The sequence below is a fragment of the Flavobacterium sp. 102 genome (assembly GCF_003634615.1).
Classification (GTDB): Bacteria; Bacteroidota; Bacteroidia; order Flavobacteriales; family Flavobacteriaceae; genus Flavobacterium.
This window is the reverse complement of the sequence record NZ_RBKX01000001.1, coordinates 3,295,175-3,308,948: the sequence shown is the minus strand read 5'-3', so window position 1 is coordinate 3,308,948 and position 13,774 is coordinate 3,295,175. Positions and strand designations below refer to the sequence as shown.

The following is a 13,774-nucleotide window of genomic DNA, read 5'->3' as shown; positions in this document are numbered from 1 at the left end:
TAGCAAAAAAAGCATTACCCGATAAAGACAATGGGTTAAAAGAACTAAGCGATAGTACTTTAGGCCCAAGGCAATCGTTACATTGGTTTGGGGTTGATTTCTTTGGTAGCAATGGCGGAGACCTTATTATCGGTGTCAACCGTTACATAAAGTTCGCGTTTGTATAGTTTCTTTTCGTAATCAATGTTGTAGCGAAAAGTATATTCATCGGTAATTTTGTTATGGGTAACGTCAATGAGGCTAAGCCCTTGAAACCGACCGTTTCTTAGGTTTATCTTTTTGCAAATGATGGATATCTTTTCCTTAGTAGCGTTTTGGCGAACCTTATCTGTAGCTTCTGTAGTGCTAAAGGCTTTGAAGCGCGAAGTGTTGCAGGTTTCTAACAGTCTTTTGCCTAAATCATAAGCCCGGTCTTTTTTCACTGCCGCTACTTCTACGGGTTTTACGATTTCTGTGGTTTTCTCCACGGCGGTTTTTTTACTTTTACAGGACACAAGCGTCAACGAACTGACGAAGAAAATCACTAGCAATACACGGCAAAACATAAAAGCTCTTTTCATAAGGCATTGATTTTTAGTAGGGTAAAATGGGTTTGTCAAGGTTTTACTATTGCAAATGTATGGAGGCGAAGCCGTTGTGGTGTTATATGATTTTGGTCAATATTTATAAGATTTGCCAATAGTGACATCAAAATAAATCATTTTTCCGTATATGATTTTAGTTCCCGAATTAGTATTTTTGATTCCTATAAAGTATACCACATGAAGATTGTTATATCGCCCGCCAAGTCACTTAATTTTGAGAAAGAAATTCCCGCTGTTGCCAGTACGCAACCTTTGTTTTTGAAACAAGCCGAAACGATTCAGAAAACGTTGAAGAAGAAAAAGCCCAAGCAGCTGATGGAACTTATGGACATTTCGGATAAGTTGGCAGACCTCAATTGGCAACGCAATCAAGAATGGCATACGCCGTTTACTACTGAGAATGCCAGACCGGCCATTTTTACTTTTGATGGTGATGTATATATTGGTTTGGACATTTATACTTTGCCCGAAGAGAAGTTAGCGGTGTTACAAGACAAGCTCCGCATTTTATCAGGGTTGTATGGCTTGCTCAAACCGTTAGATTTAATGCAGGCGTACCGACTGGAAATGGGAACGTCTATGGCGATTGGTAAAAGCAAAAACCTTTATGAGTTCTGGAAAAAAACCATTACCAAAGCCTTGAATGACGAATTGCAAAAAGACGAACTGTTTATCAACTTGGCGAGTAATGAATACTTTAGCGCGGTGGATACTAAGACGTTGAAAGTGCCGGTTATTACGCCGGAATTCAAAGACTATAAAGACGGCAAACTCAAGATGATTAGTTTTTTTGCCAAAAAAGCGAGAGGCATGATGGTGCGTTATATTATAGACACTAACGCGGAAACTATTGATGATTTAAAAGGATTTAACTACGAAGGCTATGCCTTTGATGCTAATTTGAGTAAAGGGAATACGTTGGTTTTTACACGATAACCTAAACTCAGGTTTACAAAACAAAAAAAGCACCTCATTACAAGGTGCTTTTCCGCATTATTGAGTGGTATCTAATTACTAAGCTACTTTCGCGGTTTTGTTTGCCACTTCTGAAAGGACAATATTTATTTCGCTGCGTTGAGTAGCAGTAACGGCTACTACGGTGCGCATTTCTACAAAGCCCGGCTTGTTAATGGTTACGGTATACATACCGCTGGCGAGGTCTTTTATTTCAAAGCCGCCAACGTCTGTTGTTTTTCTATAAATGTTGGCGTTCTCTATGATTACATTGGCTTTTGCAATAGGTAAACCTTCGGCGTCTGTCACTAGGCCGCGCAGGGAAAGTGTGCGATAGCCGGGACGAATGATTTTTCGGCTCGAGAAATAGCTTTTGTATACTTCGGGGTCGGTAAACTGTAGCATGGTCATGAGTGCATCCATTGTTTTAAGGATGCTGTCGCTGTTGGCAAACAGTTGCTGCATTTCGGCGGTGGCTTGTTTGCGTTCTACAATACCGGCCCTTGGTTTGGGGATATAAGCAACATACTCGGTGATACTGGCGCTAAGTTCATCGAGCATGTCTTGTTTTACGCCATAGGGATCAACATCGGCTAAGAGCTCCGTGCCTTTGCCGTGGATAAACCAACAGATATCGGCACACACCGTGTCAGCTCTTTTATAAAGATTACTCATCCTTTGATTCATCTCTTCGCGCAGTACAGTGTTCCCTTCGTTAATGGCATAGGCTCTAATGCGTGTGGCAACGTCAATGGCTTCTCGCGTCATGGTTAGTTTCAAATCGTCTTTTACAATTCTATACCCAATGCGGTTCGTTGTTTGGCTTTCGCTTTCGGCTCTGATGAGTCCAACCGTATCGGTAAATAGCACAAGGTTGTTTTCAAACTGTGGTAGTGTGGCTAAAGTAGCCGCTGGTACGGTTGCCAGAAAATCTTCGACAACGTAGTACATGGAGCGTTTGCGCTCTTGTAATTGATTCATAATAAACAAATTAAGTTAATACTGTGATAGATTTGGGTTCTATCTTCGGGTCAAAGTTATAGAAATATTTTCGTACGAAACAAATGAAAAATGACAGAAAATACATTTTTATTGTATTGTTAGTGTTTTGAATTATATTGTAAGAATATCGTAACAAAATTATTTTTTAACTTGTTGGTTTTAAAGTATTTTTAACAAAATGTAAGATTTGTTGTCGTGCTTTTTTGTAATAATGACGATTGTTGCGATTGTAGGAAGATATTTTTGACAAAAAAACGTCGTGAAAAGGCATAAATGGTTTAAAATGTGTGTTTTGGGGAAGGTTTTGGGCTTTTTACGAAATGCATCAGCACTTTTTGAAGAGGCTCAGGCACTTTTTGATGTTACTCAGGCACTTTTCGGGTTTTGTTAGGCACTTTTCGTGTTTCGTTACGCACTTTTCGAACTTAGACAAGCACTTTTCGATGTTTGTTAGGTACTTTTCGGGTTTTGTTCAGCACTTTTCGGGTTTTGTTAGGTACTTTTCGATGTTTGACAGGCACTTTTTGGGTTTAAAATAGCGCTGTTATGTGTTGCAAAGTTTTTGGCCACGGATAACACAGATTAGACAGATTTTCACGGATTGTAAATCTGGGCTGTTGGGTTTTGGTGGCTTTTATAAAAAAAAAAGCGAAAGAGTGACTTCTTTCGCTTAGTAGAACTGATTGCCTCATCAGAACTGTTTAGGTTCTATGAGATCCTTTCTTTCATAAAGATATAAATGTTTTGTTTACATTTGTATTATAATAAACGCAGGAACGGAAAATTAACGTTCCGTTCCTGCTACAAGTTGTATGAGGGCGCGGACGGGAAACTGTTCAAGCCCTCTACCTTTTTAAAGGTTTGATGTTTTTTAGGCACGGATTGTAAATCCTCGCTGTCGGGCAACTTACCGAAAAACTAGCCATGAGTTTTAACATATGTTATCTGGGTGATTATACTAATTTAGTTCTTCAATTTTAAATTCTTTAATAAATTCTTCGTAACTATTTTTTATCTCAATTAATTTTGTTTTACTATCATATCTATTTTTATAAACCCATTCATAAAGTTTGTCGTTTAATACAATTTCTAGATTAGTAATGTCATTTTCACCTTCACATGAAATAAATGGAGAAAGCATCTTTGGATAGGGTAAATTAATATTATAATCAAATACATATTGATATACATAACTTTCATTTGCATTATCATTTAATCTTAATTTGAGGTATTTTTCTGTACATGGAATAATACTTCTTGACGAATAAAAACTTGTTTTGGTTTTGATTAAAATCTTTTTTATTTCGGATTCATTTACAGAACTTTTTTGTTTCTTTTTTGAAAAATAAATTTCTTTTAAACTAGTTTCAACATTTTCAATTTTTACTATTGAAGACATAACTTCACTTATTTTATGTAAAAGAAAAGTAGTATAATCATACGCAGGTCTTGTTCCTCTAAAGTTGATGATAAGTTCTTTTCCTTTTAATTCATAAAGATCACCGTATTTTAAATAATCTCTATTGTCATAAACTAATTTTACTGTCTCAATACTATTAAGAAGTTTATACATTTCAATACTTTTGTCTGCAACAGCTATTTTTAGTTTCTGCCATTGATTAAATTTTTTAATGTCGAAATGTCCTAAAAAATTATAATAATTATGGTAATAATTTAAAAACATACTTCCAATACTTCTGGACTCTTCATCCTGAAATATTTCAAAAAAGTTTTCAATAATTACTTTGAAGGCACTTGTGAAAAGTTGTTCTCTTAATTTGTGATTGTATTCAGGTTTAATCTTATTTCGATTTAAGGTTAAAACCTCTGAGGCTTTGTGTTTGTGAATATTTAATTCAAAACCTAAAAACATTGTATTAAGACTATTGTCCGCTTTTTGATTTTTATAATAAGTGACAACTCTCCAACCATTTTCTTTTTTACCATGATGGATATTTAATTCCAATGAATTTTCTTCATCAAAATATTTGAATTTATTTTTATTGCTATGTGTATCAATTTCAGTTTTATTAAGATGCAACTTAATTGGAATATAGCTTTTTAATGAGAAATCAAATATTTCGTCGAATATTTTTCCTAATTCTATATCTAAAGATTCATGTGAGAAAGGATCATAATTATGAGCAATTCTGCTAGCATTTTTATGTTCACTTTTTATTGACCAACTATCTGGGATTGCCTTAGTTTTATGATTAAATGATAGTTTTGTACTAGGCTTTATTTTATGACTTGTTTTTTTCTTTTGTACTAGAATCCCTCCATCTTTAATGGAGTTTGGACTATTAAGTTCTATAATTTGAAATTCTTCATTAAAAAAACTTTTAGTTTCTATGTTTACTTGCTCTGTAAGCATAAATATACTTTGAAAACCAATTCCAAAAGTTCCAGAAGGACGAAGCCATATTGGCATTGTATCAATAATATTTAATTTTTTACGATTTTTTGATGAACTTCCTGTATTCATCAAATAGTTTAAATCGTATGTTGATAAACCGATTCCTTTATCAGTAATACTGAATTCCCAAATTTTATTATCACCAATTACTTCCTTTTCGTTTATTTCTACATTAATTGCAAATTGTTTTGTAATTTTATTGAAATCAATCGTATTTGGAGATACTAAATCCAATTCATCTTTATACTCCAGCCAAATTCTCAATAATGATGCATCAACAGCATTTTGTAAAATTTCTCGAATACATTGATAAGCACCTTCGTAAATACCAGCGCCTTGTAATAATTCCAGCGCTTTATCAGTATCTACTGAAAATTTTGGTTTCTTTTTACCATCAATATAATCATAATTTAAAAGTTCTACCTTTAAATTCCCAATGGTAGGTAAATAACCGAATTCTTTAAAAGGAACAATTTTGTTCCAATTAATCATTTGTTGAGTTATTTCAGAATTTAAATAATTGAACCAATGTTGAGTAATATTTGCAGTGTCATAATCAAAACATTTAGCTTCAACTTCAATTATTTCATTATCAACTCTAAATGATTCTATTGAAAGGTGTTTTGCTTTATGATTTAATGTGTCTATAGGTATTTTACTTAATGTTCTTAACATCACCTCAGAAAACCTATTGTTATCCAAGTCTAATAAATCACCAATCCTTAAGAGACAAGAAATGAATCTTGGATGTGAATCTTCAATATCAATCCCAACTTCACAAAAAGGCAATTTCATTACATCATCAAAGTTTTTTGTATGACTTGAACATATGTCAGCCAATATTTTAAAAATTCTTTGTGGAATTACACCTCTTGGTGATGATAATTGTAACTCATCTTTAGGATTAATTATAATATCTTTTGATCTGTCTGAATGTTTTCTTCTAAAGTACTCAGCAAGGATAAATTTAATGCCATCGTGAAATTCAAGGTTTAATTCACTTGAGTTGTATTTTATTTTTCTTTCTTCAATTTTGAATTGATTTGCAAAATCATTTAAACCATTCTTTTTATCCTGTTGAATTTCAATAAAAAAATCTATAAAATCACTAGAGCCTAAAGCTTCTATGAGTTTTTCGCTAGATACCACCATACCAATGTCGTGACTATAACTAGCTTCTAAAATCAACCAAATATCAATAGCGGAAAGGTTCTCTATTTTTTCCTTGCCTAATACTCTAACTATGTTGTTAATTATTGTAATTGAATGCGATTCGTCATGAAGACTGTAATGTGGAAACAAATTAGAAACAGCATTTAACGCAGTAGGTATTACTTTTTTATCATAATTCCATTGAGCAAATAAAATTTCGCTTTGAGTTCCTTCGGTTTTCTGATAAAGTAATTTTTCTAAATATTTAATCATTTTATTTTTGTCTATATGTTGTTGAATATTCTATACGTCAAAATCATTTCAGCTATCTAATTTATATGTTGTATTATTTTATCATACATCTATTCCTAATTTAGACTTGTAAGAATTAATAGCAACATACTTTTTGAGTAAAGCATTGTATGTAAAAATATTACAAATTTTTAATGTTTGTGATTTTTGAGGTTGTAATTATCAACAACTTAGCTAACAAAAAAGCCTCTCTTTCGAAAGGCTTTTGCAAACGTAAACTATAATTATGGGTTTATTTATTAAGCAACTTTTCTAAGTAGCTTACTTTGTCTTTTTCGACTTGTAATAACCGTTCATAAAGTTTTTCTTTTTCATCATAAAGTTCTATCACTTTATCTAAAGGATTAAAGGTACAGCCATAATTAATGGCTGATGAATTATCTTTAAAGTCTGAGAATGTATTGTTAATGATATTTATCAATGATTCTTCTGTAAAATTTTTAATGGCTTCTGCACTAACTCTAAAGCTTCTGCAATTTGTTTTAGCTTTTCTTCATCAACAGTTTCGCTGTTTTCAATGGTAGAAATAGTTTGCTGGCTCACACCTATAGCCATCGCCAATACTTCTTGTTTCATTTGACGGAGTTCGCGGATGCGGCTGATGTTGCGACCAATGTGTTTGGGTTTAGTTGCTGTATTCATAGTCTAAATATATACAATCGATGTTGTTTTCTCGTTTGGTTAAGTACTAATCACGGTAGTATTTTACTGTTGTCCTATTAGTGTCTTTTGGTTTTGGCAATAGCTTTAAACAAAAATAACCCTTTTTCTCGCAAGTCAAACTTCTAACACTAAAAATCCTCAAAAAGCACTATTGATTTCACGAATTAAAAACTTTATAATTAACTATGTTAAACACTTTTTCCTAAGTGGGCTAGCAGTTAGTTTGCTTGTTGGTTGCGCCATAGTGCTACCGGCGGTTGTGGTTTTTGTTTAGAGGGTTATTTTTTATTGATGTTTTTTGCGTGTCTACTTATGATGTTGATGACATAGTGTTTAAAAATTTAAGGTGTTCTTGATTTTATTTTTTCGAATGATATTATTGCTTTATTAAAATAAAAGTTTGGCTAGGTATTGTTGGTTGTTGTATTTCTGAATCATTTATATCCCTAGCTTTTATTCCTTCCCATTCAACTGTAACTTCAATAGCTTGTTGACCTTGAATTATTGTTTTTCTAACATATAAAATACCTTGATTATTGGTTGAGTCTTCAACTATTCCTAATTTTAATGCTTTTTCATTTGATAAACATTCGTTACATCCGGGGTTTCCAAAACCTATAACTGAGTTTCCATCTATGCTGTATTTCCATCCGTTTGAATAATTAGTATTTAAATTAGAAAGTGTATTTGATTTTTCTACTCCGTTTTCAACATACTGGTATTCACCTATAAGTAAATCTTCATAGAATCTGTTATTTGCTGGCGTAGACATTACTTTCTTTTGAAATATAATTTTTAGAGAGGTTAATCCATCTGTATAAAAATAAGTTCCCTCAAATGTGTTCAATAAGTTTTGCGTATCTTTATAATAAGCTCCTGTTATTTGATCTCCGGTTTGCTGCGCAATGTCAATTACTTGAGCTTTACAGCTAGTTACGATTATGAATACGTATAATATTTTGACTATATTTTTCATGATTATATTTTTTAATTACAAGGTGTGTGTTTTACATTTAATTGATTTCCAGTTCCAAGATTACCTGTTGATTCTAGCTCTAATTTTTGCCAATTTGATAAATCGTCGTTGTCAGTTTTATATAAAGATATGCCAAACGCACCAAATTGTTGAAGAAAGCATTTTTCTAGCGTAGGTAAATTATTATCATATTTTTGACCTATTTTTTTATTTAGCCTATCTAGTATGTCTATTTCGGGGAGACCTGCATAATCTGCGTCATTCATTTTTGTAAATACTTGATTATTTAAACTATCAATATTATCAACTTTTATAGCATATTTATGTACTACCCCAGTATAATTATCTTTACAAACTAGTATTAATACAACATCTGATTTCCTACCCAGTGACGCACCATTATAGGCTTTCATTAAAACTCTGACATCGCTAAATGAAAACATATCATGACCTTTTTCAGTATGATTATGTGCGCCACCAATGTATTCATCACCGTAAGGTATTGGCACAGTTGATTCTAGCCCAGTGTTTATTAGTGTGTTGGTGTAAATATTTTCATCATCCTCAGAGGTTGGATTTGGATTCGAGTTTCTTTTAAAACTTATAGCGAATTCTTTATTAGAATTTGGAGAGGTTACCTTTTGTGTTAGGGAATCAATTAACGGTTTTATATTTCCTCTCTGCGGATTTGCAAGATTTTTTAATGAAGTGCATGGTTCTGTTAATGGACTTCCGCCGCCTCCGCTTGGACCATTGTTTGCTAAAAACAAGTCTTGTATTGCATATAATCCGACTGCTAGGCTTGGATCATCACAAGGATTAATTATAGGGGTGGTACACAAAAGACATTGATCACAGAATGTGGCAGTACAACTCCCTGTTCGAGTACAGTGATAAATGGTACTAAAACAAAGCATAGTTGGGGTAAAATTTACTTGGTTACTATCATAGATTTTAGTTAAACTTTCATAATCATAATAATCTATAATTGCTTCGTTTTTTTCTAGAATGTATATGCTAAACTCCCAAACATCATTTTCTTTACTATAAACTAAATTATATAGCTCATTTGGGTCGGGTATTTCAATTACAGGCACAATTTTAAAGGTGTATTTTTCATTTAAGTTCGGGTCTATGTATTTCATTACTAATGTGGTGTCTATAATGTAATAGCTTTGAATTTCTTCAAACTTAGCTTGAGAATTAGTTAGGTTATTTTTTAATTTAATTTGTTTTTTGAAATTTTTAATTTGTGTTTCAGAAAGAAATTCCCTGAATGTCACACTACTTTTCCCTTCTTTTTTAAGATGATTTTCATAAATCTCTTTTTCGCAACTTGATATAATGCACAAAATACAAATCATTGAAGGAATTAAGATTTTTCTAAATATGTTTTTCATAATTTTAACATGTTAATTTTAGCTTTTTTGGAAGATTGTTTCTTTTGACAGTGAGAGCTATTACGTCTTGTAGTGGCTTTCTCTTTTTAGTTTTTTTATTTCATGTTTACATATTAAAGTTTCTTCCTTTTACTGGGAAGTAAAACGATACTATTTGTACTATAATGGCTAGATATAAGAATAACGCACACCAAAAAAGTGTCTAGTTATTTATTTCTTAAGACTTGGAGTGGTATTTGTCTTAATAAAATTAATTGAAATTTGTTAATTCAAATATAATAGAAAAATGTTACCAATCACATGGTTAGCAATGTTTTTTTTACAATCGTAGTGAAGGTTACCTATAACGTGCCGCAGATTGCTACAGTTGCGAATTGTGGAACAGATTATTTACTGTTAAAGATAAAGTTTTTTAGCGAAGAAAAAACGTCAAGGTAACTAAGCAACTTAGCTATTGCGAGAAACGGCTGTTGACAGTAGTGTTTATTTTTTTACTTTAAAATTACTAATTCGAATTTGTTTGATTTTCCAAGCCCAGCTTTCTTGTGTTGTTATGGTACTAATGTATTCAATCCAATCTTGATGCTTAATACATAATAGGACACCATAGTTATTAGAAGAATAATTAACTACCTTGTACGATAAGTGTTGACCACATTCAATACACTTCGACATTTATTTTTTCTTTGTTATGTCTTGAGACGGAGTAACTTTGGGTTTTAAAGCATTTGAAGGAGTTTGAATTGTACGACCTGCTTTTACTTCAACATGTTTCATTTCTTTTTTTGAATTCTTTTCCATTTTTTATTTTTTTGGATTTGTAGAGGGTTTACTTTGAGGAGGATTATTTATTGGCCTTCCTTTTTCTTCTGTTAATGGTTTTGGTGTTTGTGGTTTTGGAGTAGGTTTGTCATTATTCATATTAGATACATTTAAAATTACAAATACAATTATAAAAGTTATTCCGCCTATTAAACTTCCTATTGAAAATAGATTTATCTGATTTACTATTTTAATTCTTTTACCAACGTTATTTAAAACGTTATCGTAATCTTCATTATCAATTTCATTAATTGTTTTTTGAGAATAGTCAATTGAGATATAATGAGAAATTAAATTTGATACCAAAGTTAAAACTAATAATATCCAGCCAATTATAATTAATGCTATGTATTCAGCAATTTTAATATCAACTATCTTATCAAAAAAAGCTATTGTAATAGCTAAACCACCACTTGCGATAATATTAATATATTTTTCAAAATCATCCTGACTTTTAGATTTAGTTTCATAAACAGAATTTCTAAATGCATTCCATTCATTTTTTAATCTTTTGTTTTCTTTTTTTTGAATTTTATCTTCTTTCCCCATAAACTAATTCTTTTTCCCTTTCTTCTCCTTACTAAACAAATCCGCAGTATACTTTTCATATAATTCAAACAGAAACTCCATGCGCTTGGCTTCGCTGGTAAAGGCTTGTTTGCTATAAGCGGTATCAACCGCTTTGTCTAACTCATTGTGGGCTTTGACTAGGGCAGGCGGCATAGTTAATGGGTCATATAAATCAGCCAATGAACTATTTGGAAAAGCCGCGCGAGCATCAAGTACAGCTTGTGCTTTTTCTTCTATGGCTTTGACTTGTTTGTCTGTAGGGTTTTCCGGCCATGGGTAGTTGTTGTAGACTATAGAGCTTGAATATCTATAATCACTCTTTAATCTACCACAAATATTTTTAATCCAACTAATATGCATTAGAGATGTTAATACTCCGAAATGAAAAAGAGTTGCATTTGGTATAATATATAGTTGGTTTGAAGCAATAATATTTGGTTCTAAAAATCCTATAGGAATATATTTCCTATTAACTGAAGATACAGTTGGAAAAGCTAAATAATTTGAATTCGGTTGTCTTATTTCAGCAAATACTGTTGGTGTTTCTGAAAGTTTCTTTGTAGTGACTCTGTCACTATTTGCCCTCCATTTTTTGACAGCATTGACTCTTTCGATTATCTTAGAGTTTTCTCTAATTTTATTTGGATTAACATTAAAGAGCCATAAACAATATCTCTTTTCAGAGTGTAGTAACTCTCTTCCTCCTATGAATGGTTTAATAAGGGTTTCTGAATTTTTATTTTCTGCAATTATTTCTTGACGGTCTTTCTCTGATAAAGTATATTTACCATCATCTAAAGCAAAACTCCCATAATTTATTTCTGGAACAACACAAATTGGATTCCTTTTGGAATCAATAAAGATATCTTTTGCTTCAACTAAATAGGGATTTATGTTTTTTACTTTAATTGCATGAGATTCACCTTTGATATCTTCATATTCATATATTGTTTTGTTTTTAGTGTCAAAATTGGCAAAACCAACAATTACACAATGAACAGCTGCATTTCCTTTGGCTTCATTGCTCCAACTAAATGTTCTATGAGCAAAATGTATTTTAACACGGTAGTAATTTAATAACAAATTCCATAAAATATTTACTTGCTCACCTTGGGTTATTGAGTTTGTTGAAACAAAAGCAACTTTGGTTTTTGTATTATGAATTAACTGAGCAGCTTTTACATACCAACAAGAAACATAATCCATTAGACCTGTTCCTTTAATTCCTTTAAAAATAATTTCTACATCATTTTTTTGACTTGCATTTTGTTCTTTTTTACCAATAAAAGGTGGATTACCAACGATATAATCAAATGAACATTTACCACTATTAGAGTTTTGCAACGAATGAACTGGATTTACGTTTACTGTTTTTGAATAAATGTTTAATACATCATAGGTTTCAATAGGTTCATTTACATTATAAATATTGGTAACATTAGCTTTAATGTTAAAATGTGTTGCATCATCTAAATTATTCCAATCAATTCTTAGCGCATTACCATGCACAATCTTAGCGGCTTTTTTTAACGGCAGTCGTACAAAGTATTGCCCAAACTCATTGCTTATCATCATGTTCATTTGATGGTCAATGAGCCACATGGCTACTTCGGCAATACGAGCAGGGAATTCTTCATACTCTATGCCATACATCATATCGACATCGAGATACATAATCTCGCGAACGTCTAAAACGCCTTGCCCAGATTTGTAGGTAGCGCGGAGGATTTCAAGTTCTAGCAAACGCAATTCTCTATAGGTAATTACTAAGAAATTTCCACAACCACAAGCCGGGTCAAGGAACTTTAAAGTGCTAATGCGTTTGTGAAACTCGGCTAGTTTGTTTTTGTTGGTTTTAATGCTTTTAAACTCTGTCCAAAGGTCATCAAGAAACAAAGGTTTGATGAGTTTTAATATGTTGGTCTCGCTGGTGTAATGCGCACCCAAGTTTCGGCGCTCTTTAGGGTTCATTACACTTTGAAACATAGATCCAAAGATGGCAGGCGATATTTTACTCCAATCAATATAGCAACAGTCAAGCAAAGCTTGTCGCATCTTAGTATCAAAACTGGCTGAGGGCAATACCTCTTCAAACAGTTTGCCATTCACATAAGGAAACTCATTGAGTTGCTCATCAAGATTTTTAAATCGTTTGTCAATAGGAGTGTTGAGTACTTGAAAGAGTTCTTGTATGCGGGCGGCAAGGTCTGAACCATCATCGGCAGTTCGTTGTTCTATATAATCTTGAAATTGTTGCTTGTTGAATATGGTGGTGTCTTCGGCAAAAAGACAAAAAAGAATTCGGACTAAGTACACTTCTAGCGGATGACCGTCATAACCTATTTCTTCTAATCGGTCATGGAGTTTGCCCATCAGCTCCGCCGCTTTGATATTGGCAGGGTCTTGTTCTTTGTAAACTTTCTTTTGGTAACCAAGTAAGTAACCAAAGCTTTGCACGTTTAGGTAAAGGTCAGCGAGTTTGAACTCGGTTGTTTTTTGTTCTTCGGTGTCATACAAGCGGAAAATATCAAAATCGCAAACCAAGATGTACTTAGGAAGTTCGTTTTGTTTTAGTCCGTGGGTATAATCTTTGGCTTGTATAAAAGCTTTGTCAAGGTTTTTGCCGCGGCTCTTCATTTCCACTAAAATGGTGCCTTTCCATAGCAGGTCAATATAACCATCGGCATCAGAAATTTTTTTGACACGGTGTTCAAATGTTCCTATTTTTTTTCGGGTAATACCAAAGACATCAAAGAACGCATCTAAAAAAGGTTTTGCATCTGCTTCTTCATTAGCAGTGTCAGCCCATTCTTTAGAAAATTTAATCGCTCGGTCTTTTATCTCATTCCAACTTAATGCCATAGTTTTATTTTGTAATCTCTCAAACTTACAAAATTAGTCAAGGGCAAACAATCCTCAAGAG

The 13,774-nt window shown here is 32.6% G+C and carries 9 protein-coding genes and 1 pseudogene; 1 reads left to right on the top strand and 9 read right to left on the bottom strand.

Annotation, left to right across the window (positions count from 1 at the left end):
- Window positions 1-77: 77 nt before the first annotated feature.
- On the bottom strand, window positions 78-560 hold the full coding sequence (locus tag C8C84_RS14605) for a hypothetical protein (RefSeq protein ID WP_121314352.1): 483 nt from the start codon (window positions 558-560) through the stop codon (window positions 78-80).
- A 201-nt stretch (window positions 561-761) separates the two neighbouring features.
- On the opposite strand from C8C84_RS14605, the gene yaaA reads away from it, so the two are divergent.
- Window positions 762-1,520: a peroxide stress protein YaaA gene (yaaA, locus tag C8C84_RS14600; RefSeq protein WP_121314351.1), complete on the top strand. Its 759-nt coding sequence runs from the start codon at window positions 762-764 to the stop codon at window positions 1,518-1,520.
- A gap of 78 nt (window positions 1,521-1,598) precedes the next feature.
- On the opposite strand, the gene C8C84_RS14595 is transcribed toward yaaA, so the two are convergent.
- From C8C84_RS14595 to C8C84_RS14565, 8 genes and pseudogenes are all read right to left on the bottom strand, one after another.
- A complete protein-coding gene (locus C8C84_RS14595; RefSeq protein ID WP_121314350.1) occupies window positions 1,599-2,519 on the bottom strand; it encodes a carboxypeptidase-like regulatory domain-containing protein in 921 nt (306 codons plus the stop codon).
- Window positions 2,520-3,498: 979 nt separating this feature from the next.
- On the bottom strand, window positions 3,499-6,381 hold the full coding sequence (locus tag C8C84_RS14590; protein ID WP_121314349.1) for an ATP-binding protein: 2,883 nt from the start codon (window positions 6,379-6,381) through the stop codon (window positions 3,499-3,501).
- A gap of 271 nt (window positions 6,382-6,652) precedes the next feature.
- Window positions 6,653-7,062: pseudogene (locus C8C84_RS14585) on the bottom strand (helix-turn-helix domain-containing protein).
- Window positions 7,063-7,459: 397 nt separating this feature from the next.
- Window positions 7,460-8,059, bottom strand: coding sequence for a DUF6705 family protein (locus tag C8C84_RS14580; protein WP_121314348.1), 600 nt, complete (start codon window positions 8,057-8,059; stop codon window positions 7,460-7,462).
- Window positions 8,060-8,070: 11 nt separating this feature from the next.
- Window positions 8,071-9,459, bottom strand: a complete 1,389-nt coding sequence (locus C8C84_RS14575) for a hypothetical protein (RefSeq protein ID WP_147406872.1) — start codon at window positions 9,457-9,459, stop codon at window positions 8,071-8,073.
- Window positions 9,460-10,134: 675 nt separating this feature from the next.
- On the bottom strand, window positions 10,135-10,260 hold the full coding sequence (locus C8C84_RS17245; protein ID WP_255415821.1) for a hypothetical protein: 126 nt from the start codon (window positions 10,258-10,260) through the stop codon (window positions 10,135-10,137).
- Between the two features lie 3 nt (window positions 10,261-10,263).
- Window positions 10,264-10,830: a hypothetical protein gene (locus tag C8C84_RS14570; protein ID WP_121314346.1), complete on the bottom strand. Its 567-nt coding sequence runs from the start codon at window positions 10,828-10,830 to the stop codon at window positions 10,264-10,266.
- A gap of 3 nt (window positions 10,831-10,833) precedes the next feature.
- Entirely contained in the window at window positions 10,834-13,713 is a 2,880-nt protein-coding gene (locus C8C84_RS14565) for a DNA methyltransferase (protein ID WP_121314345.1), read from the bottom strand.
- Between the last annotated feature and the right edge of the window lie 61 nt (window positions 13,714-13,774).